This is a genomic window from Turicimonas sp. TL08 (assembly GCF_054660695.1).
The window spans coordinates 1-23965 of sequence record NZ_BAAGDP010000031.1 but is presented as its reverse complement, the minus strand read 5'-3'; the positions used below and the strand labels follow the sequence as shown (position 1 = coordinate 23965).

The following is a 23965-nucleotide window of genomic DNA, read 5'->3' as shown; positions in this document are numbered from 1 at the left end:
AAAACATAAGCTGTCAACCGTAAACATTTCTTTCTCAACATATGCGAATCGAGGAAAGGTATTATCCTGGGTTTTAGATATCCTCATCAGACGTGGCCAGACAATTTTTGGTTTTAAAAAATCCTCCCAATAACTGATACTATCTTGCGTTTCAAACCATTTGTTGTTAGTTTTTTTTCTAGCCTTAATCTTCTTCCCCTTTACAAGATGTTCACACCCCGTCTGCTCTAATTTCTCAATACCAAAGGATAGAAGGTGAGCTTTTAGTGCCGGAAGATGATTAATGTCATAATGCCTGGAAGGAAATGTAGCAATGAGGTAAAGTCCGGCCCAATGGAAGTCGAATCGTTGAATATCTCGGCCTCGAAGAATAGGTCGAATTATTTCAGCTGTAATTTTTCTCTCTTCTTCTGTCAAGCAATTTAAAAGAATTTCTTCTCTTTTTTCGTTGTTGATAATAAAAGCTTCGTTACAACCAGTCTTTATCCCGTAGTTAATTTGAATATCCCAATCCTTTAACGGAACACCTATCTTGTCTATTTTGTTTTTTATATTCATTTCAATAGAATCTAGGACGAGCCACGAAGTCGAAGTATTAAAATTGGATTTTGTGCAGTTATGCTTAACAAAATCGCTCGTTATAATCTTTCATGTTTGAGGGTGATATTTCGGCGAAAACTTCCACTACGCGCGTAGTTTTATTCCTAGACTCTTCTCCAGAGATAGATTTTTTTGTCTCTCAATCAAATCTTTTTATAAAAACAACTTCTCAATCTTTGGAGTATTTCACATGAATATCACCAAAAGACAATTCCTCAAAGGATCTGTTGCTTCTGCTTTCGCAATCGGTTCCGTAGCCTCTGCTTCTGCCAAAGCTTTGACTCCGGATACAAAATGGGATGATGAAGCAGACGTAGTCGTAATCGGGTTCGGCGGAGCCGGCGCATCCGCTGCTATTACAGCTCATGATGCCGGCAGCAATGTACTTATCATCGAAAAAATGGACTCTCCCGGCGGCAACACAGCCGTTTCTGCAGGCGGCTTCATGATTCCTGATGACATCAATCAGGCTCGTAAGTATCTGGCCGGAAGCTATCAGTACTGCCACGCTGAAATGGATGAACAGCTTCTCGATGCATTCTGCAAGGGAACCGGCGAACTCCGCGATTGGCTCACCGGACTTGGTGATAATGTCGGCATGTTCGTTTACGGTTACGCCGGCTTCAAAAACCTCGAGGGTGCCGACACCATCAAGAGATATCGTATTCGCGGTCAAAAAGGCGGTCCTAAAAAAGGAAGCGGTGACTGCCTCTTCGATCTCTTAAAAGGCGCTGTGGAAAAACGCGGCATCCGCACCATGCTCTCCACTCCTGTCGTGGCCATCATCAGAGACGGTGACGAAGTAGTTGGCGTTGAAGTTCAGAAGAACGGCCAAAAACAAAATATCAAGGCTAAGAAAGGTGTTGTTCTTGCAACCGGCGGATACGAGTTCGATCCGGAATCTCTCCAGAACTACACAATGGGTTATGGAATCGGCGCTATCGGTAATCCGGGCAACACCGGTGATGGCCTCCGTTTGGCACAGTCCATGGGAGCAAAACTCTGGCATATGAACGCTTATTCTGCATTCCTCGGCGTTCGTTATCCTGGCTATAAGACAAGCGTTTCTATTTCTCCGAAAGGCGCCGGTTATATCTGGGTTGACCAAGACGGCAAACGCTTCAGCAGTGAAAAAGTTGACGGCCACTGCCAGATGTACGTTGCCTCTCACTTGGATGCAGTCCGTCATTGCTATCCGAGAATTCCTTGCTACCTCATTTTCGACCAGGCCACAGCTGACAAAGGACCAATGGGCTCCAGCTTAGGTTCCGGCTACGCTATTAACAGAGAAGGGCATCGTTGGTCCAAAGATCTCAGCAAAGAAGTTGAAATGGGTCTTCTTAAGAAAGCCAACTCCATCGCAGAATTGGGCAAGACGCTCAACCTTCCTGAAGGTCAGTTAGAGAAGACTGTCGAAAAATGGAATACAGACGTCAAAGCCGGCAAAGACACCGAATTCGGTCGTCCAATCCGCGCCAAGGGAAAAGGCTCTTACACCTTCGATGGTCCTGAAATTTCTGCTCCAATCGAAAACGGTCCTTTCTACGCTGTTGAACTCTATCCAACATTGGTCAATACCCAGGGCGGTCCGAGAAAAAACGTTAAGGGCCAGGTTTTGGATGCTTTCGGCAATCCGATTCCGCGTCTTTACGTAGCCGGTGAACTTGGTTCTATGTGGGGTCCGATCTACCAAGGTGCCTGCAACAACGCAGAATCTATGGTATTCGGCCGCATCGCTGGTGCGAACGTCGCCCAGGAAACTCCGTTGAAGTAATGATTGACTAGAGAAATCTAGTTTTTCCTGGTGTCGCGGATACGAGAAGTCAGTTCTCGTATCCGCGTATTCATTTGTGCCTGATTAAGATTGTTTTTTGATTCTGCCGTACTCTTCTCTGAACTCCTGAAGAGTGAGGACATCAAATTTTTTTAAGATATTCTAACGGTGCCTTTCCAGCGTTCTTTCACTAATTCCCAAATGCTCCGAAATCAGCGACGACGGCAATCCTTGAGCCAAATCGCCGGCTACTTGTCTTTCTCTATCCGTGAGTTTTTCCAATTTTCCAGCCGGAGATCTCTCAAATTTTGCTTCTAATCTGGCTCGGTCCTTACAGACGCCTCGCTCTATCGCTGCAAACAGTTCATCGGGAACAATAGGCTTCTTGAAAAAATCAAAAGCCCCGCCGCGGAATGCCTTCACTGCAGTGTCCAGGGTTCCGTAATTGCTCATGAAAATAATCGTCAGGCCATTACCGAGCTTTTCCAGTTTCCTTTGCACTTCCAACCCGTCCATTTGCGGCATCTGAATATCCAGCAGCAAACATCCCGGCTGCTGAGGATTCAGCTCTTTAAAAAACGTCTCCGCATCCGAATAGCATTCACACGCCCAGCCTTTATTTGTTAAGGCAAATTCCAAAGCTTCTAAAAGTTCTTGGTCATCATCAAGAATACGAATTAGACAGTCTTCTTTTGCAAAAGAATTACTCATCTCCATTCACCTTACTTAACGGCAACTCAACTACCACTACCAGACCTCCCAACGGACTGATTTCAAAAGATATGGTTCCTGAATGAAGCGAAACAATCGACTTCACAATGCCTAGTCCTAAGCCCAAGCCGCCTTTTTGAATCGTGGTCCGGCCTCTTGTTTTTTCTCGAATGGCTTCTAAAGTTTCCTCTGATATTTTCGGACCCGTGTCCCAAATCTTCAGTACCGCCCGATTGTCTTTCTCTTCCAAAGTTAAAAAGATATGCGTCGTTAATCCTGATTGGGCTGCTCTGAGACTGTTTTTCAGCAGATTCATTACTGCCAACTCCAGCTGGTCCGAGGAGCAATAGACTTCCAAATCTTTTTTCAGCAATTGATAAGTCAAAATTGTTTGGTCTACGGAATACAAAGCAAAGAAGTCGGCTATTGTGCTGCCGATAACTTTGTTAAGGCTCTTGTGCTCCAGAACCGTTTCTCCTTTAGCAAACTCTCTGACGAGCTGAACGATACTATTCAGCTTCTCCGCCCGCATCCCTATCTTAGAAAGGGCCCCGAGTTCTTTAGAGAAGTCGGCTGATAAATCTTTTTCTTTTTTATAAAGCATCTGTTTTAGCGTATCTGCAAAAAGCAAAATCGACGACAGGGGCTGGGACATATCGTGAGCTACCGCGGAACAAAGCTGAGAGACTTCCTGTTTGCTCTTGAACGCCTGATATTTTCCGTCAATCGTTTGTATTCTGTCTTTGAGCTGCCTTTCCCGGTCAAAAGAATTCTGCAGCTGCTGTGTACGTCTGCGAACCAAGAAAGTGATTCGGATGCTGTGGTAAGTATAGAAAAGTACCGCCAACAGACCAATGAAGAAATAGTTTTTGTATTTCTCAAAAAATTCTTGAATCGTCTGAGAATTCAAATGGGCAAAAGGACCAATCTTCAAATCTCTGTATAGATTATCAATCAACGTGAAGTCACTGGCTATTTTCCATTCGTAGCCTTTAGGCATCGTTTTATTCGCCTTTTCAAGTTCCGTGTAGATCTTGTTGACCGTTGTCACGTCCAGATGCGGCGGAATCAAAATACTGAAGCCCGGATACAAAGGTGTGCTTGTCACGCACGCACTGTATGGATTTCTCTTTTCGTTGATTACACGCAAGTGTTCTGTCGGATCAGGCTCGCCTTTTGCTCTTTTATTTTCTGCAAAGCAAGCATTGAGCACAATAGCATCCACTCGGCCTTCTTCCAATGCTTTCAAACGAGCCTTGACATCATCTCCGAGATATAACGTCTTGCTGAAAAAATGATATGGATCGTATCCCTGGTCATAAAGCTCTTTGAGAACCGTCAACTCTCCCCGGTAAGCTCCCTGCTTATTCGTACCGAGAATCTTGCCTTTTAAATCTTTCAAAGAAAATATTCGGTCATCTTGCGCCAGGACGTAAATCACGGAACCCATCACATGATCAGGATCGGGACTTAACGGCGCAGTAGAGGTCAACAAATCTCGGAGCCCTGAATGAATATTTCTGCGGTAAGCAGCCGCTCCGGCAATCACGAGATCAGCCTCTTTATGCGAAATCGCGTGATCAAGGCCTCTCCAATCCGTCGAATAAGTCGAGACCTCTCTCGGGTAGACTGCCTTCTGAATCGCGGCGATTGTCTTCTCGTAAAACTCGGAACCTTTTTCATCGCCGGTAAAGTCAGCTCCGTAAATCTTGAAAGGCTCTGCCAGCACGATTTGACAGGCAAAAATCAAGAAAACCGTCAAAAATCCATTAATGATTTTCTTCATTTCTTCCTCTCGTGCCAACGCCTAAAAAAAGGGCCCTGATCGAATGACCAGAGCCTAAATATCAAGGAGAACTAAAATAAAAACCCAAACTTACTACTTTGCTTGAGCTGCGTTTGCTCCGGCAATTCTTCCGAATACCATCAAATCAGCTACAGCATTACCGCCTAAACGGTTTGCACCGTGAATACCGCCCGTGACTTCACCGGCAGCATAGAGTCCCGGAATGACTTCACCCTTAGCATTGACAGCGTGAGCTCCTGTGTCAATGTGGATCCCACCCATGGTGTGGTGGATGGTCGGAACTTTTCTGGCAACATACCATGGTCCTTCAACCATTGGTCTGTCATCAGTATGAGTTGCTTTGAAGCCGAATTTATCTTGTTCAACTTCGTGGCGTGCAACTTGGTTGTAAGACTCGATAGCTGCTTTCAATCTTGCCGGATCAACGTTGATGATCTTGGCTAATTCATCAAGATTTGCTGCTTTCTTGACGCGGCCCTGAGCAAGCATGTCTCTCATGGTGCGTCCGCTTAACAAGTCAATAGCGTTTTCGTCCGGATATCTGAGCTTGTTCTGCACCAACCAGTATGTAGAACCAGGCTGTGCAAATACGGCTTTAGACAATACGTCTCTGGCTGCACCTTCGTTAACGAAACGGTCCCCGTTGGTATTGATGAAGAGACGGTTTCTGCCGGAGGTCTTGATGTCAAGCATCAAGCCGGTTCCCGGAGATCCGTTCGGGTGAACCTGAATATCAGACAAGCCAATCAATTCTGCACCGGCTTTTTCTGCTAACTGAAGACCTTGACCCTGAGCAGCAACGCCAATGTTAGAGCAGCCGATTTCTTTACCGAGGTCAGCTTCTTTCCAAACACCTGTGTTGACTTTCTGACGGAATTCAACGTTGGAACCGAAACCGCCTGTGGTAACGATAACGCCCTTATCAGCCATAGCTGTGACGTCTTGACCTTTGTGTTTGGCCTTAACACCGACAACTCTGCCGTCTTTCATGATGAGTTCGGTAGCCGGAGTTTCCAAGAATACTTTGACTCTATCAGGACCGTACTTAGCCAATTGTTTTTCCAATGTGACGACATAGGTGTTACCGCCGGCCGGATTTGGATAGTGGCTTCTTTGATAAAGAGCACCGGTAGCTGCACCGACTTTAGGATTGAACTTCAATCCCATGCCTTCAAGCCACAAGAGAGCAGAAGGTGCATTGTCAGCAAGAACTTTAACCAGTTTCGGGTCGCTGACGTTGTGGCCGCCCTTCATAGTTTGTTCGAAATGCTTCTGAGGATTGTCTTCGATTCCCAAAGCTTTCTGATACTTTGTTCCGGAGGCGTTCAAAGCGCCGCCGCAGACGTTAGTGGAACCGCCCAAGAAGCCGAGTTTTTCGATAATGATAACCTTAGCACCGTGTTCCAAAGCAGAAACCGCGCTGGCTAAACCTGCTCCGCCGCCTCCGACGATAACGACGTCAGCACGTTCTGTGACGGGAGCCTTGTTAGCGTCTGTAATGCGCTTGTTGAAATCGCCCTTTTCAGCGCCTGCTTGCTTCAAGCAGTCTTTAATGGCGCCGAGAAGCTGGAAGCTTGTTACGGAAGCACCGGAAACGATATCAATGTTTGTAGACTGGTTCTTGATAACGCTGTCTTCGAGTTTCTTGATGGCAACTTTACCGACGCCCGGGCTTTCCAGATCTTTAGTTGCGATGGAAGCAATTTTGCCGCCTTTGATATCAACGGTCACGGTAATCGGTGCATTGTGCCCGGTGACAGTCTTTGTGTATGTACCGTCTTTGACGGCTGCAGAGCATGTACCTGCAATTGCAAAGGCAGCTAAAACGGCCAATGTTAACTGTTTCATAACAAAACCTTTGATTTGAAGTTAAGTGGTAATGAGGGTTTATTAGTTTTCCGGCCCTCTCCGGTGTCTAATTAAGGAACCTTAAGTTCTCTGAATTCGTGGCATTCGTCGCACAAGAGAACTGGTTTCTTGTGACCGCGGTGACAACTTGTGCAATCCGGATTTTCAATGTGTGAGTCGTGCGGATTGATGTCATTCTTGTCGGTACGGGCTGCGACTTTTTCATAGCTTCCGTGGCAAACCAAGCACTGCTGAGTGGCTACCGCTTTCGGAGGCATTGTGGTATGGCATGCTTCGCACTTTCCGCCTCTTTCCATGTGGCGATCGGCGAGCATCTTATCAGCTGCAAAAGAAGTCGTAGCCGATAAAGCTAAAACTAAGATGGAAACAACGGTCTTTAACATGATAAATCTCGGGAGGAGTGCCGCTTGCGCGGCACTTGTTAGTTAGAGGAATTTATTGAGGAGCTTATTGCCAGTTTTTTTCGCCGGCAGCTGTGCGGCCTGCAATTCTTCCGAATACGCATGCTTCGGAGTTATTGGTAGCACCCTGGTAGATGTGGCCCCACATAGAACCTAATTCACCGGCGCTGTACAAACGTGGAATCGGGTTGCCGAACGGATCAAGAACCTGACCGAGCTTGTTTCTCTTCGGGCCGCCCTGAGTGTTCAGGATGGCTGGGTAGAGTTCAGCTGCGTAGTATGGACCTTCACCGATTGGACGAGAAATGATCGGAGCTTCACGGCCTTCGAAAGCAACTTTGCCTTTCTTTTCAAGAGGACGTCCGAAGTCTTTATCGGCACCGGCTGTAATCTGTTCATTCCATCTCTTGACGGTTTCAACAAGGTTTTCAGCAGGAACGTTGATCTTCTTAGCCAATTCTTCGATTGTCGGAGCGCTGACGATAACGCCTTTTTCGATTTCAGCACTGTTGTCCTTACTCCACTTGTAGTCTTCACGGTTCAAAGCGTAGCCGGAAGTTGCACCGCCGATGATCGGGCCGCGTTTGCGGGCTTCTTCATCGAAGATAACGAAGCAAGGAATTCTCGGATAACGATGCTTAACAGCGTCAAGAAGGTTAACACCGTAAATGCAGGTGTGGTTGTCCATCTTTTCGTTAACGAAGCGTTTGCCGTCTTGGTCAACATAGATGTGAGAAGGAGCAAGCATGTTGATCTGGAGAGCTGTCTTCAAGCCCGGAACAACAAGTCCCAATGGGCAGGAAAGAGCATTCATGTGCCAGAGGTCTGCACCGGCAGCCTGAGCCATGCGGACGCCGTCACCGGTGTTGCCCGGGTGGCCTAAACGATGGAACTTCTGACCCATTGTGTGGTTAGAGAGCATCTTGTCATCGAATTCGTAGCCGCCTGTAGCAAGAACAACTGCCTTCTTAGCCTTAACAGCTTCTTTCTTACCGTCGATTTCAATCCAAGCACCGAGAACTTCGTCGTTTCTGGTGATCAATTCAAGACCGCGTGCGTTGTAAACAACAGGAATCTTTCTGACGGTTTCAACAGCGTAGCGGTAGTTATTGAAGAGCATATCGCCGCCGCGTGTCTTCTGTCCTTTCGGAGTGCGGAAACGCCATTTGTCGATAGCATCGGATTCAGGGATGCTCTGGAAACCGGCGTGACCGTAGATGTAAACCTTCTGATCCGGAGCCAAGGAAAGGAGGAAGTCTTTGGACTTCATGGCTTCGTCAACGAAAGCTGTCAAGAGTTCGTCATCTTTTTCGCTGTTGGCAAAATCGTATGTCTTTCTCAAGTATTCGATGGCACGTTCTCTGTTGTTAGGGATCATCATGCCGCCGGAGGAAACGGCTGTGTTGCCGCCGCCCTGCGGGCACTTTTCGAAGATAACGACATCAGCGCCTGCGTCTTTGGCTGTGATGGCAGCAGAAGCACCTGCACCGCCGTAACCTAAAATAACGACATCAGCTTCGCGGTCCCATTTCTGAGGAAGAGGGTCACCTGGTTTTGCATGAACTAACGGAGCAGCAGCGGCACCGGCGGCTGCAGCGGCGAAACCTTTAAGAAAACTTCTCTTGGAAATCAGCTTTGACATTTTGTTTTTCCTTGGTGGTTGGTTAATCGTTGTTCCTTTCGGATGTGCTCATTTTTCCAAAGTCATTACCTAGGTAGTTTGACCTTGATCAAACTTTCTTCAGATTTTTTTAATGTCTAAGTAAAAACCATGGTTTGACAGAAAAAGGAAAGCGGTTAAATTGGACTCATACGAATCCCAAGCTTAAAAATGAGAAGAAGAGAACTGATCGGAACCGCCGCTCTGACGGCTCTAAGCCCGCTCTGCTGGGCTTCATCTCCTATGGATCATTTTCAGCTCATCATCGTGGGGGCCGGTGCAGCAGGGCTCACTTGCGCTTGTATTGCTGCAGAAAACGGCGTTAAAAATATCCTTGTCCTAGAGAAAAATCCGGTTATCGGAGGATCCTCCCTTATTGCAAGAGGAACATGGTTTGCCACCGGCACGGCTTCTCAAACCAGTCGAGGCGTTCAAGACTCCGACCATGATGCCGTGCTCTACCTGAAGTCCGAAGGCTTGGGCAAAAACGATGAAAGTCTGCTCGAAGCCATGCTTCCTGCCGGCAGGAAACAAATGGCTTGGTTTGAACACAACGGCATCCGTCCCGCCGCGTTTTTTGCAGAAAAAGGTGTGCGAAGAATTCATAAATTCGATATGCCTGAAGTCATCTTTTTTCTGCGTAAAAAAGCCTTGTCTCTCGGCGTCAAAATTTGGACCGGATGTCCCGTTAAAGACCTTATCCAAGATGAGGTGACAGGCGGAATAAAAGGAGTTGTCTTTACTAGAGCGGGAGCCGACAGAAAAGCCTTTGCCTCTCTGGGCGTTGTTTTGTGTTCCGGAGGATTTTCAAGAAACAAGTCCCTCTTGGGTTCGGTGCAAGAAGGTTTGCAGAATGTAGCAACCATCGCGCCTCCCGGCTTGACAGGGGACGGATTAAAAATGGGGATTAGGGTCGGAGCGGCTACCGCTGATCTCGAACACATTAAAGCCTCTTATGCCTTCACTGACAATCCTTCCTCCTATCAAGACATGACTTTCGCGTATTACTACGGTCCGGTTATTGTCAATGATGACTGCGCTCGTTTTGTCAGCGAATCTGCCCCCTACAAAGAAATCGCACGAAAAGTCATTCAGCAGCATGAAGCAAAGAGTTATCTGGTTTTTGATGACGAGATTCGTAAAACGGTTTCCCGACTAGCTAACGCCTCGGGCCCTCTCAAAGAGTTTTGGGGTACGGGCAAAATCGGCAATTTACCCGTCTTTTCCGGAAAGACCGTAGAGGAGGTAGCTCAGAATGCTCACATCGATCCGGTAGGACTCAAAGACACGGTCGACATGTATAACGAGGCTATCACCAAACTCGGAAAAGATCCTGACTTTTACCGAAAGGACCTTACGGGAAAGGCAAGACTGGCCCCAATCGTCAAACCGCCTTTCTATGTGATTCCGGTTAAACCGGCTCTTCTCGGGACCTACGGGGGACTAAAAATCAACGCAGATGCTCAAGTCCTAAACAAATCCGGAAAACCAATCCCCGGTCTTTGGGCTGCGGGAGAAGTCACGGGAGGTGTGCATGGGGCAGCCGCAGCGATGGGCGTACCCTTGGCCTCAGCCTTCAGCTTCGGAAGAATAGCCGGACTCTCGACCGCTCAAGCTTTGCGGGAGGTCAAGGAATGAAAAAACTTCTCCTCCTGGTCTTTGCGGTTGTATTCAGCGTTTATTCGATGACTGCGCTGTCGAATGTCAACTCAAGAGTCGTCCAGATCGGCATTTCCACCTCCGGAACCTTCAGTGACTATGAAGATTTTCTAATTAAAACCATTTCCGACTTGCAAGGTGCATTGACTTCCCGCTACTCGCTGCGGGTCATGTTTTTAAATGACGAAGAGCTCGCCAAAGAAATTAAAGAAAACCGGCTGGACTTAGTCATTGCTCCGAGCAGCTTTGCCCGAACTTATATTCTTCAGGGTGCCCGTGATATCGCCTCTCTTGATCATGAGAACTCAACCAATACCAACCGCGCTGAATCGAGTGTCTTCCTAGTCGATGGAGAAAGAACGAAAGCCACTACCCTGCAGGAAATGCAAGGGAAGACGGTTGTGACGAGTAAAGAATTCGGACTTTCCGGGCTTGCGTCCTTATTAAGCACGATTGCCGAGCAGCTCAAAGTCAAGCCCGATAATTTTTTTAAAGACATCATCTATGTACCGGCCAACATCAGTGATGTGCTTCGTACGCTAAAAGAAGGAAAAGCTGATTTAGCGGTAGTCCCCGCTTGTTCTTTGGAACGCTACAGTCAACAGACGGCAGACGATACAGGTTGGCTCCGCATACTTCTTCCCAGACAGGACGAGTCCTTGTCCTGTATGCATTCTGCAGCGCCTTTCCCCGGCATCACTGTCATTTCGATGCCCAGCCTGTCTCCCTATGAATCGAAGACCATTACAACCGCTTTGCTCAGTATGGATGAGACGGACGGTATGACCTGGGGAGTAGCGACCGACTTCAGTGCAATCGACAGAATTCTTCAGAATCTTAGAAACGGACCTTGGCAAAAAGACTTTTCTCAAACCATTACCGAGTTCGCCAAGGCTTACTGGAAATGGTTTGCCGCTGCTGCGGCCTTCATCCTGCTGCTGATTCTTCACAGTATTCGAAGCGAGTTTATCGTCCGCAAAAGAACTGAAGAACTATCAAAAGCATTGGAACAGCAGAAACTTCTCCATAAAGAAGCCAATCTAGCTAACCGACGTTATGAGAAACTTCAAAAAATTTCGGTTATCGGCCAGATGTCGAGTCTTTTTGCCCATGAACTCAGACAGCCTCTGAACGCAATTAACTGTTATGCCAACGGCTTACGCCGCTTCCTTAAAAATCCGGAAAAAGCGAAGGCTTTTATTGATAAAGGTATTGAAGGAATAGAAGCTGAAGCCGAACGGGCAAGCGCTATTGTCGAGCAAGTCAGAAACTACGCTAAGAACAAATCCTCCCGACAAAATCAGCAGGATTTAAAAGAAATTCTTCGGCGGTCCATTGCAGACTTTCAAACCACCAGCGTCGGAGACATGCCTGTCCATTTCATGGATCACGGCGGCGACCATGTGATTCGCGGTGAAGAGTTTGAGTTAGAACTTATCTTCACCAATTTACTTCGCAATGCGGCTCAAGCCCAGTCTCATCTTAAGAGTGCAGTCGCCTGGATGGAAGTCTCCAACGTTGGACCTTATGTTCAGATTGAAATTTGGGACAAAGGTCCGGCATTATCAGAAGAAAAAATTAAAGAAATCTCTCTCATTGGCGATTCGACAAAAGCGGAAGGGATGGGTCTCGGCCTATCCATCATTCGTACGCTTGTCCAAGCTCACAGCGGAGAGATTCGATTCTCAAAGAGTGAACAAGGCGGCTTAAAGGTGACGATTCTCCTGCCGCTCATTACTTCAAAGAATAATCAACAGGAAGAACAAAATGCCCAAAACAATAATTAGAGTAGTAGAAGACGATCCTTCCGTTAGAAATGGTCTGGAATATTTGCTCATGTCCGAGGGATATGAGAGTGAACTTTACGAAAGTGCGGAAGCTTTTTTAGCCGGTGACGCAGCCTCGGTGCCGGGCTGCATCATTCTTGACATCCGCATGTCGGGCATGAGCGGACTTGAACTTCAGAATATTCTGATTGAACGCAAATACCCTCATCCGATTATCTTTCTATCCGGCCACGGAGACATTGATATTGCGGTGGGAGCCGTCAAGAAAGGAGCGTTGGACTTCCTTCAAAAACCGGTCAACGCCGACAAATTCTTAGAGATAGTGCAAGAAGCCCTCAAATTAGACCAGTTGAGAATGGGTAACCTCTACAATCCTCAAGATTTACTCTTGCTTGCCGAGAAACTTACCGAACGGGAAAAACAGATTATCGGCTTAATTTTCCAGGATATCTCCAATAAGAGCATTGCCGAGCGGCTGAATCTTTCTCCGAGAACTGTAGAAAACCACAGAGCGGCAGCTTATCGCAAGCTAGGCGTGAACTCAGCTGAGCAATTGAAAGATAAATTCTTCCTAATAAAGGAAGAATTAGAAGCTGCCGTGAATTCGTAGCAAATCGACTCCGAACTTTAGGTAAAAATCAAGAGTCAAATCTAATTAAAAGCAACTATCACACTAGACAGAATTCTTTTCAGAAAAAGCTCTAAAAACTAAACCCGCTCGGGAACTAGCACTGAGCGGGTAGAGAATTGGAAACAGAATTGTTTTACAGTCTGTCTTCAGCGAGCCATCTTGCGGCTTCGACAGCAAAGTAAGTCAAAATGCCATCGGCACCTGCTCTCTTGAAGCACAAGAGGGATTCTAAAACAGTCTTCTTTTCATCAAGCCATCCGTTCTGGAAGGCGGCTTTCATCATGGCGTATTCCCCGCTGACTTGATAGGCGAATGTCGGAGCCATGAACTCTTGTTTAACACGCCAAAGAACGTCCAAATATGGCAAACCTGGTTTAACCATCACCATGTCAGCACCCTCGGCCAAGTCAAGACCAACTTCCCACAAAGCTTCGTTGGAATTAGCAGGATCTTGCTGATATACGGCCTTATTGCTCTTACCTAAGTTAGAGCTGGAACCAACGGCATCGCGGAACGGACCGTAGTAACAAGAAGCATACTTGGCAGAATAAGCCATGATCTTAGTGTGGATCAGACCTCTACTTTCAAGAGCATCACGGATGATGCCGATGCGACCGTCCATCATATCGGACGGAGCAACGATGTCGGCGCCGGCTTCTGCATGAGTGAGCATTTGTTTAACTAGCATCTCAATTGTTTCGTCGTTGAGAATGTAGCCGGTTTCATCGATCAAGCCGTCTTGCCCATGGGTAGTATATGGATCAAGAGCTACGTCAGTCATGATTCCAAGCTCAGGAAAATCTTTCTTGAGAGAACGAACAACGCGAGGAATCAATCCGTTCGGGTTAGCAGCTTCACTGCCGTCCGGAGTCTTAAGAGAGTCGTCAATAGATGGGAATAGAGCCATTACAGGAATTCCAAGTTTGACGCATTCTTCAGCTTTCTTAGTCAACAAATCCAAAGAAAGTCTTTCTACGCCGGGCATAGAAGGAACTTGAACTCTTCTGTTTTCGCCTTCGACAACGAATACCGGGTAGATTAAATCATCGGGACTCAAACGATTTTCACGCATCAATCTGCGGGAGAAATCATCATGTCTCATTCTTCTCATTCTTACGGATGGGTATTTTCCTAAAGTTTGCATTTTCTTTAACGGTAAGAGTCAATGATCAACTTTTTAATGATAGTCAATTTTTTTGAAGAATTTATTAAGGTAAAAAGCAACGTCTACACCGAGATCTCCTTAAACAGCCTTACATATGGCTTTTAAGAACACTTCCCGAAAAAAGATAACGTTCATTCTTAAGCTCTTCGCCGAAGAAGAAAAGTTTTGAAATCGGTCAAAGCCTAATTTTCTTTAGTCTTTCGATCTGCTTGTTCTGCGTACATTCCTTTTTGTGATCGTCCATCGTACAGCTTGAGAGCATGCTCAGCTTTTAAACGTCGCTTTCCGGAAGAGATGCTATTAGTACAATAAAGATACCAACGTTAGCGGCCACCAGCTCACTCAAGTTCCTCCAACTCTCTGAGAATAGATTGATGCGAAGTCTTTTTCCAATTGTTCCAACCTTTCTTTCCCATGTTGGATGTTCCTCGGTTAATAGGAAATATTGGTTATAAGTAAATCTTATAATGACGTAGGAACGATAGGGACTTGGAAATGGAAGAGAATTTGCTCAAAAGATTACCTTTAGGAACTTCTTCATTCTTGGCTTTACGAGATGCCGGCCAGATATACGTTGACAAAAGCGAATATATTTACAAACTCGCCTCGGTGAGAGCCAAGTTTTTCTTAGCACGTCCTAGAAGATTTGGTAAATCTTTGCTCGTTTCAACATTCGAGTCGCTATTTAAAAATGGAATCAGAGATTTCAAAGGTTTGGCAATTGAAAAGAAATGGCAAGACGACAAAAAATATACCGTCGTTAGGCTTGACTTTTCAGAGACGCGAGACTTTGGAGAGGCTGCTGAGTTTACTCTAAAACTAACCTCATTGCTCGCTCGGAAATTCCGGCCTGCGGGCTTCTCATATCAAGAAAACAGTGTTTTTTCAGTAACGGATCAATTATCCGATTGGCTGCAAACACAACCGGTAAATCGGCTTGTAATTTTGATCGATGAGTATGACTCGCCTCTCACCGCATGTTTAGATAACCCGGAGAAATTCGAATCTGTGCGCCGAAAGTTAGCCGGATTCTATGCAGTTCTTAAGACAAATGATGAAGCTCTGAGATTCTTGTTCATTACCGGAATAACAAAATTCAATAAAACCAGCATCTTTTCTGAACTTAACAACTTATCAGACATCTCACTTTCTCCCGAATACGGAGCACTTCTCGGTTATACACATGAAGAAGTTGAGGAATATTTCGGAGCCTATCTTGAGAGCGCTTCTCAAGTTCTTCAAAAGGATAAGCTCCAATTAGTTGAAGAATTAGTGGATCACTACGACGGCTTCTGTTTTGAAGAAACCGCTAAGCAAAAAGTCTTTTCTCCTTGGTCACTGCTAAAGTTTTTTTCTTCCCCTATCCGAGGCTTCAAAGACTATTGGTTTGAAAGTGGAGGGAGACCGAGCGTTCTTCTGAAATATTTACAATCTCACTCGTTGAGAAATCCTGAAGAATATGGGAAAGGGAAATCTTTGCCGCTGAATGCCCTAACCGACTCTACTGAGCCGAGTGCCTTGTCAGACGTAGCGTTGCTGACTCAGACAGGCTATCTCACGATCAAGGCTGTGGAATATGGAACCACCGTTTTTGTTGGCTATCCAAACAAAGAAGTCAGAACGGCAATTGCCCAACTCTACCTCGAACAACTGTTGGATGGACGTGTGGCAGGCCAAGTTGGTGCAGGTCCCATCGTCAAGGTTTTATCAGAGGAAAGCGCAGAATCTTTATTCCATATTCTTAATCGATTGTTCCTCTCCATCGATTACCACCGTTATCCAGTCAAAGACGAATCTTCAGTCCGCGCTTTCGTCCAGATCTATTTTGCTGGTGCTGGGTTAGAACCCATTGTAGAACGACACCATGCTCATGGCCGAAGTGATTTAGAAGTAAGAGCCGGAAAAAGGCACTGGATCCTTGAATTCAAAGTCTCTCGCAAAACTGAAGATTTAGAAATCAAACTAGAAGAAGCTGTACGTCAGATTGAAGAAAGAAGGTATGGAGAGCAAGTTTTCGATTCTGAAAAAATTCGTGTAGCTTTGGTTTATAGCCTAGACAGACGAGAATTTGTTCGTTGGAAGCAGTGTTGAGGTCACAAATGACTGGCCGCTTTGGTCCCAGTGTAGACGACTATTTAGGCTCGAAGAAATAGGAAGGGTTCCACATTTAAGTCTTAGTCTCTCCGTTTTTATGAAGTTAGTAAAACTTGATCATCGTCAGAACCACAAGCTTTTCTACCCCGTCGCTCTCATACAAGATTTCCCAACAATTTCATGAATAGTTTTTAACCCTCCAAGCTCAACCTTGGTTGAGGCAAAATTAAAGCGGACTTCTGTCCGCTCTAAATTGTCTATAAGTATATTTAGGAACCTTTCGGCAACCCAAGCCAACCGGTTAGCACATCCTGCAACTCCTGAATTCCTTCCTTCTTGAGGCCAGAAAACAGCTGATATGTGATGTTGCCGCCAAGCTCGGCTGCTCTCTTGCGAGCCATCTCCATGGCAGCTCTCTTTTCAGTGGTCTTAAGCTGATCGGACTTATTCAAAAGAAAGTGGATCGCCAGATCTTCTCGAGGAAGCAGAAAGTCGAGCAAAAATTCATCAGCCGGCATAAAAGGTCTTCTGGCATCCATCACGATGACAATGCCTTTGAGCTGCTCTCTTCCGACAACATAGCCGCCGACTAAGTTTTCCCAAGTCTTTCTGGTCTCAGGTGCGGCTTTAGCAAAGCCGTAACCGGGTAAATCAACCAAATAGCCTTTTGGAATTCTTTCTCTAGGCTTTTCTCCTTTTACAGAAAGCTCAAAGAAATTCAGAAGCTGAGTACGGCCCGGAGTCTTAGAGGAAAACGCCAAACGGGACTGGCGGCAAATACAGTTGATCGTGGTTGATTTCCCTGCGTTTGAACGGCCCGCAAAGGCAATCTCCGGAAGTTCAGAGTCCGGCAAACCTTCAATGTCGGCTACGGACATCACAAATTTTGCAGAATCAAATAATGAACTCATCTTTGTCCTTCTTTATTTTTTCTTTTTGTCCTTGTGCTTTTCGGACTTTTCCTTCTTATCTTCCCTAGGCATGTCAAGCTTGTCGTTAGTTTCGCCAAGACAAGAACCCGCAGGATACAAGATTAACGGATCGATTTGTCCAATGGCCTTAGGATCTTTTTCAGCATAGTCTATGGTCTTCAATACATAACGGATGGCATTGAGACGTGCTCTCATCTTGTCGTCGCTGCGGATAACCAGCCAAGGAGCATAGAAATTATCGCTAGCTACGAACATATTATGAATCGCTTCGCTGTACTCATCCCACTTGTCTAATGAAGCCAAATCAACAGGAGAAAGTTTCCACCTCTTCAGCGGATCCGTGCGGCGCTGCTTAAATCTTCTCTTTTGTTCTTTTCTAGAAACAGAAAGCCAGAACTTAATCAGAATCGTCCCGCTATTGATAATGCTCTTTTCGAAATAAGGAACTTCCTGCAAAAACTGCTTTGTTTGCTCTTCCGTACAGAAACCCATGACCGGCTCTACTACGGCACGGTTGTACCAAGATCTGTCAAAGAAAACGAGTTCGCCCGGAGAAGGCAGTTGAGACGAATAGCGTTGGAAGTACCATTGACCTTGCTGTTCCGCCGTAGGTTTCGGCAGAGCCACAACTCTGGCTCCGCGGGGATTCAGGCTCTCGGTAAAACGAAGAATGGTTCCTCCCTTTCCGGCGGCGTCTCGGCCTTCAAAAAGAATCAGAACTTTCTTGTTGTTTTCCTTAACCCACTTCTGCAGTTTCAGCAATTCAATCTGAAGCTGATATAGCTGCTTCTTGTAAAGGTCCGGATTGTAGCCATGAATATACGGATAGGCCGAAGGAGACGTGTCAGGATTTCTTTCATCCATTTCTTCGGTTGGAGAGGCTTTCTTGTCTTCCTTTAAGACTTTGTCGGTGACTAAGTCTTCTAGTAGACGCTGCTTCCCGTCAGCCGTTAAATGAGAAAGAACAATCTCCGTCACTTCCTCGGGGGATTTTCCGTTTAACGCTTTGACAGCAGTCTTCAGATACTTAGAAGCCGGCTCGAGTGAACTGAGATCAAAAAGCTTAGTGTCCAGCTCTTCTAAACCGGTTTGTTCCTCTTGCTTCAATTGTTCCGTCACTGTCTTCTCCAAAATTGAGTTTTATGACTTCCCGAAAACTTCGTTGAGCTGCTGAGTTACACGAACGAACGTGGTTCTCTTTGTAAGCTCTTTCAGACGTCTTGCACCAACATAAGTACATGCGGAGCGAACGCCGCCGAGAATGTCTTGAATAGTTCCTTCGACAGGGCCTCTGTCTTCAAGCAGAACGGTCTTGCCTTCTGCGGCACGGTAGTGAGCGACTCCGCCGGCATACTTATCCATAGCAGATTTACTGCTCATGCCGTAGAAAGCTCTGTATTTCTTGCCGTCTTTCTCTAAAACTTCACCGCCGCTTTCATCGTGGCCGGCAAACATACCGCCGAGCATAACAAAGTCTGCGCCGGCCCCGAATGCTTTTGCAATGTCACCCGGTCTTGTGCAGCCGCCGTCAGCACAAATCAGTCCGCCTAAGCCATGAGCTGCGTCGGCGCACTCAATCGTAGCAGAGAGCTGAGGATAACCAACGCCTGTCATCTTTCTGGTTGTGCAGACGGAACCTGGACCGATACCGACCTTAACAATATCAGCACCGGCTAAGAGCAATTCTTCCGTCATATCTCCTGTAACGACGTTACCGGCCATAATGACCATGTTTGGGAAGCTCTTTCTGAAGGAGCTGACAAAGGAAACAAAAGTCTCCGTATAACCGTTAGCAACGTCGATGCAGACATATTTAATTGCATCGGGAGCAGCCTTCATCACTTCTTCGAACTTCTTCATATCGGCCGAACCGATGCCTAAAGAGTAGAAAGCGGTGCTCTTGTTGGTAAGTTTGCTGAAAAATTCAACATAGTCCTTAGCGTCATAGTGTTTATGAAGCGCTACGGACAATTGATGCTTGCCTAAGGCTTCGGCCATGGAAAAAGTTCCGGTCGTATCCATGTTGGCAGCAATGATTGGAATACCTGCGTATTCTGTTTTTGAGTGAAGGAATTTAAAAGGTCTGACTAGGTCAACGCTAGAGCGGCTGGAAAGTGTCGATCTCTTAGGTCTGATCAATACATCTTTGAAGTCTAGCTTGATTTCATTATCAATATGCATTTACAAGTTCTCCGTTATTTAGCAGACACTTTGCTGGATTCTTTCATATAAATGCTGGTTTGTCATATGAAAACGCCTAAAAAGAGTGTCAAAAAGAAAGGACCGCCGACAGACGATCCTTTTCACCTCTTAACCTACTTGCAAAATTACAGAAGAATATCTGTTGCCATGTAGTGTTGATATGGGTGTGAGCAAGCCGGGCAAACTTTTGGAGGTTCCAAAGCTTCGACTTGGTAGCCGCAAACTAAGCATTGCCAAAGAATTGGTTTTTCTCTCTTCCAAACTGTGCCGGTTTCGACTTGCTGGAGCAGACGGCGGAAGCGGTTCAAATGTTCCTGTTCAATCTGTGCAATGGCTCTGAACTTAGAGGCGATATCGGTAAATCCTTCCTGTTCAGCGATCTGTGCGTACTTGATGTAAGCGTCTACGCCTTCATTCTGTTCTTCGGAAATAGAAATCTTCAGATTTTCAATAGTTCCGCTTGGAGGAAGCGCATCTACCGGTGTAGGTGCGATAACGGAGCCGCCCTGCAGGAAACCTAAGAAGATTTTGCCGTGGCGAAGTTCATTAGCAGCCGTAACGTTAAAGACTACGCCGATTGGGAAATACAGTTCTTTGTTTGCCTGATTTGCATAGTATGTATAACGAGCATAGGACTGGGCTTCATTCAAATATGAGATAGCCAAATTTTTTTCTGTCTGGGTTCCCTTGATGCTTTTTACATCAGCCATTTTTTCACTCCTCAAATACTTAAACAACGCGGGTATTTCGCCGTTTGGTCTGTCCATGATAAGACCGTGTTTTCCCTATCTGAACAAATCACCACCAAAATAAGTAGGTTCCTCCCGCCAAGTTTTTCCTAGATTTAACAAAACTACTTAGATGAAGCTTTTGATCAAATGACAAAGAACCTTTGCGAACTTCGCTTTTGTATTAAGAAGTTACATATATAGAATAAAAAACACCTTCTCGGAGTTAGCTAAGCATTTCTAAAAGTTTTTTGAACTCAACAAAACACCCAAAGAAAAACAAAGCAAACTGAGGGCAGGATTCTTCGAAGATATAAAAATTTCAGCTGAGTTTAATGAAGACAATCCCGTCTTCTAACTATCTATGTTCATTTACGTCCAAGGAAAAAAATGTTGAAATTTAGGTCCGTCGCCGTTGCTTTATTTTGTACCGGCTTAATCACTTCTTTTGGTGCACAAGCTTCCCAAGTAGATATGTATGGGAAAATTGATGCAAGCGTGTTAACTGGCAAAACTCGTCATGGGCCTGCCACTGTCCAACTTAAGTCTGGTTTTACAGCTGGATCACGATGGGGAATAAAAGGAGTTGAAGATCTCGGCAACGGTTATAAAGTCGGCTTTATTCTGGAACAGGGATTTACTATCGATGACGGAGCAGAAGGAGGAACCAATCAAGCATTCAATAGAGAATCCTCTCTCTATCTCGACGGCAGTTTTGGACGTGTAACGTTTGGCCGTTTAGGAACTCTGGGATTCGCCCAATCCACGGGTATCTTAAGAGGCGCAGTATTCGGGGTCACTCATGGTGCCAGCGGATGGGCCTCTGGAACTACCTCTCTTCATTTTAGCCGTGTCGACAATGCGGTTGCATACAGTACACCGTCTTTTGGAAATGTTTCCCTCCATGCAATGTATTCAAATGGCACTAACACGGACGACTCCGAAAACAAGTGGTCAAAAAACAATCACTATTATGGCTTAGGAGCTCTCTACCGCAGCAAAGAAGCTAGCGGGAGCGTTATCTTTGAAGCTATGGACTACAAAAATGAAACTGGTATTAAGCACAATCCGCTCTATCATCTGACTATCGGAGGATATTGGCAAATTGGACAAATTCGTCCCATGGCAATTTATCAATATCAATGGGGAGAGAATCGCTACAAACAGCATACCGCCCAAGTCGGAACCCAAATTAAAATCGGCGCGGGTACTGCAAAATTAGGCTTCAAATACATCACGAGAAAGGTGGATGGAAAAGGTGCCCTTATCCAAAAAGAGAAAAAAGCAAATCTCTGGAATATCGGTGCTGGGTATGAGTATCCATTTTCTAAGCGAACAAAAGTTTATGGATTCGCGGGATATGTTGACGGAGGTAAAGGCTGGGGGAAGGGAACCAGCTTGAAAACGACTAACCTAAATGGATACCAGATTGCCTTCGGCATGGTTCATGACTTCTAATGAGTTTTGAATCCTTTTAATTTCGATTACGACCTGTATAGTCTCTATCAGAGAAAGGACATATAGGTCGTATTTTTCTTTCATAGTATTTAGTCTTAATTATTTGACATTCAAAGCACTCTGCTCCAAACCTTCTTCTCTAAAAGTCTTCCTCCATTCAGAGAGAAGAATTTTTTTAACATAATATTCAATATCAGTCGCTTTCCAACAAGAGACGATGATCCGTCGTTAAAGACGATAATCTCACTGGGAATCTTCTGAAAAACATATATTTTTGTCGTTTTTAGCTTTTATTTTTCTTTGTTGTGCCATGCTTGATTTCTCAGTATTGATTTCAGGTCTGTTGACCGGTTTGTCATTGATCATTGCTATTGGTGCACAAAATGCTTATGTGTTGAAAATCGGACTGCACAAGAAATACGTCTTTCCGGTGTGCACAATCTGTTTTCTAGGCGATTTCCTGCTGATTTGGTGCGGTGTTTTCGGTATCGGCGCCATTGTTCAAAAGTTCCCTATCTTCCTCGACATTTTCCGCTATGGCGGCGCGGCATTCCTGTTTATTTACGGTCTGCTGTCCTTGAAGAGTTTTTTTAAGTCTTCCGGCTCCTTAGTCGCAGGAAATACTGTTTCGTTGCCTAGTCTCTCCAAGGTTCTTCTTACCTGTTTAGGCTTCACGTTCCTCAATCCTCATGTTTACCTTGACACCATGATTTTGCTCGGCAGCATTGCATCTGCCTACGGTGACCCCGGCAAATATTTCTTCAGCATGGGAGCCTGTTTGGGAAGTTTTCTTTGGTTCTATAGCCTTGGATACGGAGCAAGACTGCTAAGACCAATTTTCAGGCGTCCAATCGCTTGGAAAGTTTTGGACCTGTTAATAGCCGTTGTTATGTTTTTCATCGCAGGAACACTGATGTTAGACCAATAAAGACAGAGACTTTGGCTCTTACCTCGATTTTTATTCTTTGATAATCCCGCTTCCTTCATGACCAAACTTACCCTGAAAACTAGGGTCCTTTACTTTGAAAAACCTTCCCATTTTCTGAGTAGTGAGCTAGGATCTTTATCGGGATAACGATCCCAACGAAAGGAGAACTTACTATATGAAAATTAAATCAATAATCGCAGCTCTTGCTGTTTGCTCCGCTTCTTTTGCATTCGCAGCCGACCTCCCGAATGTGAAAATTCTTGCCACTGGCGGTACTATTGCCGGCACAGCCGCTTCCGCCACACAGGTAACCGGCTACAAAGCCGGAGATTTGGCTATTCAAACTTTGATTGACGCTGTCCCAGCAGTCAAAGATATTGCTAATGTGACCGGAGAACAAATCGTTAAGATTTCCTCCAACAACATGAACACACCGACATTGTTGAAGCTTGCTAAACGTGTCAACGAACTCCTTAAGGACCCTTCTGTATCCGGCATCGTCATCACACACGGCACCGATACATTGGAAGAAACAGCCTACTTCCTTAATCTTCTAACCAAGAGCGACAAACCGGTTGTTCTAGTTGGCGCTATGAGACCAGCTACTGCAATCTCAGCAGACGGTCCAATGAATCTTTTGAATGCCGTTAAGGTTGCCACTTCTCCGGAAGCCAAAGGCAAAGGCGTCATGATTGTTATGAACGACGTCATCAACGGCGCCAGAGACGTCACCAAGACTAATACAACTAACGTTGCAACCTTCAAGTCTCCTGAACTCGGAGCTCTGGGCTACATCGGAGCCGGAAAAGTCCGCTTCTACAAGCAGTCCACTAAACGCCACACCACCAACAGCGAATTTGACGTTTCCAACTTAGAAACTCTGCCGCGCGTAGACATCATTTATTCCCACGTTGATGCTGACCGCGTAATGGCAGATGCTGCTGTTAAAGCCGGTGCCAAAGGCATCATTCACGCTGGAACAGGGAATGGCTCCATTGCTGATCCGACAGAAGCAGGTTTGAAAGATGCTGTCAAAAACGGCGTCGTTGTTGTTAGAAGCGCTCGTGTTCCAAACGGCCCAACAACAGTTTCTCTTGCTAAGTGGAAAGACGCTGGATTCTTGGAATCCGATACTTTGAATCCTCAAAAGGCTCGCTTGCTTCTTCAATTGGCTTTGACAAAGACCAGCGATCCTAAAGAAATTCAACGTATGTTTGATGAATACTAATTTGGCTGCTTTGCCAAAGGAATCTGGCTTTCGACTCCGAAGTCGCGGTAGTCAATTAAAGTAAGATGACAATGAAAATACCGGCAGAAAATTCGTAGAAATGATCTGCCGGTTTTTCTTTTCTCGAATCCTTCTATCTGGACTGTTAACTCCTGAGAAGGTGCACCACAGGTTAATAAAACACTCCCCTTTACCCTTGTAACCAAAAAGGAAGAGGCACTTAGAGGCGCCCATACAGAACAAAAGAACGATTAATCAAGGCTTGATGAGCGAAACAAGTTAAACTTTTCTAAAACTTATTTTGGAAAAGTCTGAACTTTTTTAAATTAAT

The 23965-nt window shown here is 45.5% G+C and carries 19 protein-coding genes; 8 read left to right on the top strand and 11 right to left on the bottom strand.

Translation table 11 applies throughout. The features are described from left to right. Positions 1 to 558: hypothetical protein (locus ACYQ4O_RS11905; RefSeq protein ID WP_460175748.1), on the bottom strand; the 558-nt coding region annotated here is incomplete at its 3' end. 232 nt (positions 559 to 790) lie between these two features. On the opposite strand from ACYQ4O_RS11905, the gene ACYQ4O_RS11900 reads away from it, so the two are divergent. Then, positions 791 to 2374 (top strand): FAD-dependent oxidoreductase, encoded by a 1584-nt coding sequence (locus ACYQ4O_RS11900; protein ID WP_460175747.1) that lies wholly within the window; start codon positions 791 to 793, stop codon positions 2372 to 2374. 162 nt (positions 2375 to 2536) lie between these two features. Here the strand turns inward: ACYQ4O_RS11900 and ACYQ4O_RS11895 are convergent, their stop codons facing one another. The 5 genes from ACYQ4O_RS11895 to ACYQ4O_RS11875 form a co-directional block, all read right to left on the bottom strand. Further along, entirely contained in the window at positions 2537 to 3085 is a 549-nt protein-coding gene (locus ACYQ4O_RS11895) for a response regulator transcription factor (protein WP_460175746.1), read from the bottom strand. Continuing rightward, positions 3078 to 4871, bottom strand: coding sequence for an ATP-binding protein (locus ACYQ4O_RS11890; protein ID WP_460175745.1), 1794 nt, complete (start codon positions 4869 to 4871; stop codon positions 3078 to 3080). The genes ACYQ4O_RS11895 and ACYQ4O_RS11890 overlap by 8 nt, the downstream gene beginning before the upstream one ends. A 93-nt stretch (positions 4872 to 4964) precedes the next feature. Next, positions 4965 to 6740: a flavocytochrome c gene (locus ACYQ4O_RS11885; protein ID WP_460175744.1), complete on the bottom strand. Its 1776-nt coding sequence runs from the start codon at positions 6738 to 6740 to the stop codon at positions 4965 to 4967. A 71-nt stretch (positions 6741 to 6811) separates the two neighbouring features. After that, positions 6812 to 7144 (bottom strand): cytochrome c3 family protein, encoded by a 333-nt coding sequence (locus ACYQ4O_RS11880; protein ID WP_277036380.1) that lies wholly within the window; start codon positions 7142 to 7144, stop codon positions 6812 to 6814. 64 nt (positions 7145 to 7208) lie between these two features. Next, on the bottom strand, positions 7209 to 8804 hold the full coding sequence (locus tag ACYQ4O_RS11875; RefSeq protein ID WP_460175743.1) for an FAD-dependent oxidoreductase: 1596 nt from the start codon (positions 8802 to 8804) through the stop codon (positions 7209 to 7211). A 189-nt stretch (positions 8805 to 8993) separates the two neighbouring features. On the opposite strand from ACYQ4O_RS11875, the gene ACYQ4O_RS11870 reads away from it, so the two are divergent. Genes ACYQ4O_RS11870 through ACYQ4O_RS11860 form a run of 3 tightly spaced genes read left to right on the top strand, consistent with a single transcriptional unit; the run spans position 8994 to position 12878 of the window. Beyond that, positions 8994 to 10460 carry an FAD-dependent oxidoreductase gene (locus ACYQ4O_RS11870; RefSeq protein WP_460175742.1) on the top strand — a complete coding sequence of 489 codons (1467 nt, stop codon included), beginning with the start codon at positions 8994 to 8996 and terminating at the stop codon, positions 10458 to 10460. After that, a complete protein-coding gene (locus tag ACYQ4O_RS11865; RefSeq protein ID WP_460175741.1) occupies positions 10457 to 12268 on the top strand; it encodes a sensor histidine kinase in 1812 nt (603 codons plus the stop codon). The genes ACYQ4O_RS11870 and ACYQ4O_RS11865 overlap by 4 nt, the downstream gene beginning before the upstream one ends. After that, entirely contained in the window at positions 12249 to 12878 is a 630-nt protein-coding gene (locus ACYQ4O_RS11860) for a response regulator transcription factor (RefSeq protein WP_460175740.1), read from the top strand. The genes ACYQ4O_RS11865 and ACYQ4O_RS11860 overlap by 20 nt, the downstream gene beginning before the upstream one ends. A 154-nt stretch (positions 12879 to 13032) precedes the next feature. Here ACYQ4O_RS11860 and hemB read toward each other — a convergent pair whose 3' ends face one another. Next, a complete protein-coding gene (gene hemB / locus ACYQ4O_RS11855; RefSeq protein WP_066594985.1) occupies positions 13033 to 14043 on the bottom strand; it encodes a porphobilinogen synthase in 1011 nt (336 codons plus the stop codon). A 516-nt stretch (positions 14044 to 14559) separates the two neighbouring features. Between hemB and ACYQ4O_RS11850 the strand changes: the two genes are divergently transcribed. Further along, entirely contained in the window at positions 14560 to 16155 is a 1596-nt protein-coding gene (locus ACYQ4O_RS11850) for an AAA family ATPase (RefSeq protein ID WP_460175739.1), read from the top strand. Positions 16156 to 16427: 272 nt separating this feature from the next. Here ACYQ4O_RS11850 and yihA read toward each other — a convergent pair whose 3' ends face one another. From yihA to ACYQ4O_RS11830, 4 genes are all read right to left on the bottom strand, one after another. Beyond that, positions 16428 to 17069, bottom strand: a complete 642-nt coding sequence (yihA, locus tag ACYQ4O_RS11845) for a ribosome biogenesis GTP-binding protein YihA/YsxC (protein ID WP_460175738.1) — start codon at positions 17067 to 17069, stop codon at positions 16428 to 16430. A gap of 12 nt (positions 17070 to 17081) precedes the next feature. Then, complete coding sequence (gene ppk2, locus ACYQ4O_RS11840; RefSeq protein ID WP_460175737.1) at positions 17082 to 18209, bottom strand: polyphosphate kinase 2; 1128 nt, start codon at positions 18207 to 18209, stop codon at positions 17082 to 17084. 21 nt (positions 18210 to 18230) lie between these two features. Beyond that, on the bottom strand, positions 18231 to 19271 hold the full coding sequence (locus tag ACYQ4O_RS11835) for a GMP reductase (protein WP_066594972.1): 1041 nt from the start codon (positions 19269 to 19271) through the stop codon (positions 18231 to 18233). Positions 19272 to 19417: 146 nt separating this feature from the next. Continuing rightward, the gene (locus tag ACYQ4O_RS11830) at positions 19418 to 20002 is read right to left on the bottom strand and encodes a rubrerythrin family protein (protein ID WP_460175736.1); all 585 of its coding nucleotides are present in this window, start codon (positions 20000 to 20002) and stop codon (positions 19418 to 19420) included. 408 nt (positions 20003 to 20410) lie between these two features. On the opposite strand from ACYQ4O_RS11830, the gene ACYQ4O_RS11825 reads away from it, so the two are divergent. The 3 genes from ACYQ4O_RS11825 to ACYQ4O_RS11815 all read left to right on the top strand — a co-directional run bounded on the left by ACYQ4O_RS11825 (position 20411) and on the right by ACYQ4O_RS11815 (position 23634). Further along, a complete protein-coding gene (locus tag ACYQ4O_RS11825; protein WP_460175735.1) occupies positions 20411 to 21478 on the top strand; it encodes a porin in 1068 nt (355 codons plus the stop codon). A 310-nt stretch (positions 21479 to 21788) separates the two neighbouring features. Then, entirely contained in the window at positions 21789 to 22406 is a 618-nt protein-coding gene (locus ACYQ4O_RS11820) for a LysE/ArgO family amino acid transporter (protein WP_460175734.1), read from the top strand. A 175-nt stretch (positions 22407 to 22581) separates the two neighbouring features. Continuing rightward, positions 22582 to 23634, top strand: a complete 1053-nt coding sequence (locus ACYQ4O_RS11815) for a type II asparaginase (RefSeq protein WP_308514081.1) — start codon at positions 22582 to 22584, stop codon at positions 23632 to 23634. Positions 23635 to 23965: the final 331 nt, after the last annotated feature.

Bases quoted from the DNA above. Each gene is read 5' to 3' on its own strand.
- ACYQ4O_RS11885 (WP_460175744.1), bottom strand. From the start codon at position 6,740: ATGAAACAGTTAACATTGGCCGTTTTAGCTGCCTTTGCAATTGCAGGT.
- ACYQ4O_RS11890 (WP_460175745.1), bottom strand. From the start codon at position 4,871: ATGAAGAAAATCATTAATGGATTTTTGACGGTTTTCTTGATTTTTGCC.
- ACYQ4O_RS11820 (WP_460175734.1), top strand. From the start codon at position 21,789: ATGCTTGATTTCTCAGTATTGATTTCAGGTCTGTTGACCGGTTTGTCA.
- hemB (WP_066594985.1), bottom strand. From the start codon at position 14,043: ATGCAAACTTTAGGAAAATACCCATCCGTAAGAATGAGAAGAATGAGA.
- ACYQ4O_RS11815 (WP_308514081.1), top strand. From the start codon at position 22,582: ATGAAAATTAAATCAATAATCGCAGCTCTTGCTGTTTGCTCCGCTTCT.
- ACYQ4O_RS11895 (WP_460175746.1), bottom strand. From the start codon at position 3,085: ATGAGTAATTCTTTTGCAAAAGAAGACTGTCTAATTCGTATTCTTGAT.
- ACYQ4O_RS11875 (WP_460175743.1), bottom strand. From the start codon at position 8,804: ATGTCAAAGCTGATTTCCAAGAGAAGTTTTCTTAAAGGTTTCGCCGCT.
- ACYQ4O_RS11860 (WP_460175740.1), top strand. From the start codon at position 12,249: ATGCCCAAAACAATAATTAGAGTAGTAGAAGACGATCCTTCCGTTAGA.
- ACYQ4O_RS11825 (WP_460175735.1), top strand. From the start codon at position 20,411: ATGTTGAAATTTAGGTCCGTCGCCGTTGCTTTATTTTGTACCGGCTTA.
- ACYQ4O_RS11870 (WP_460175742.1), top strand. From the start codon at position 8,994: ATGAGAAGAAGAGAACTGATCGGAACCGCCGCTCTGACGGCTCTAAGC.
- ACYQ4O_RS11880 (WP_277036380.1), bottom strand. From the start codon at position 7,144: ATGTTAAAGACCGTTGTTTCCATCTTAGTTTTAGCTTTATCGGCTACG.
- ACYQ4O_RS11830 (WP_460175736.1), bottom strand. From the start codon at position 20,002: ATGGCTGATGTAAAAAGCATCAAGGGAACCCAGACAGAAAAAAATTTG.
- ACYQ4O_RS11835 (WP_066594972.1), bottom strand. From the start codon at position 19,271: ATGCATATTGATAATGAAATCAAGCTAGACTTCAAAGATGTATTGATC.
- ACYQ4O_RS11900 (WP_460175747.1), top strand. From the start codon at position 791: ATGAATATCACCAAAAGACAATTCCTCAAAGGATCTGTTGCTTCTGCT.
- yihA (WP_460175738.1), bottom strand. From the start codon at position 17,069: ATGAGTTCATTATTTGATTCTGCAAAATTTGTGATGTCCGTAGCCGAC.
- ACYQ4O_RS11850 (WP_460175739.1), top strand. From the start codon at position 14,560: ATGGAAGAGAATTTGCTCAAAAGATTACCTTTAGGAACTTCTTCATTC.
- ACYQ4O_RS11865 (WP_460175741.1), top strand. From the start codon at position 10,457: ATGAAAAAACTTCTCCTCCTGGTCTTTGCGGTTGTATTCAGCGTTTAT.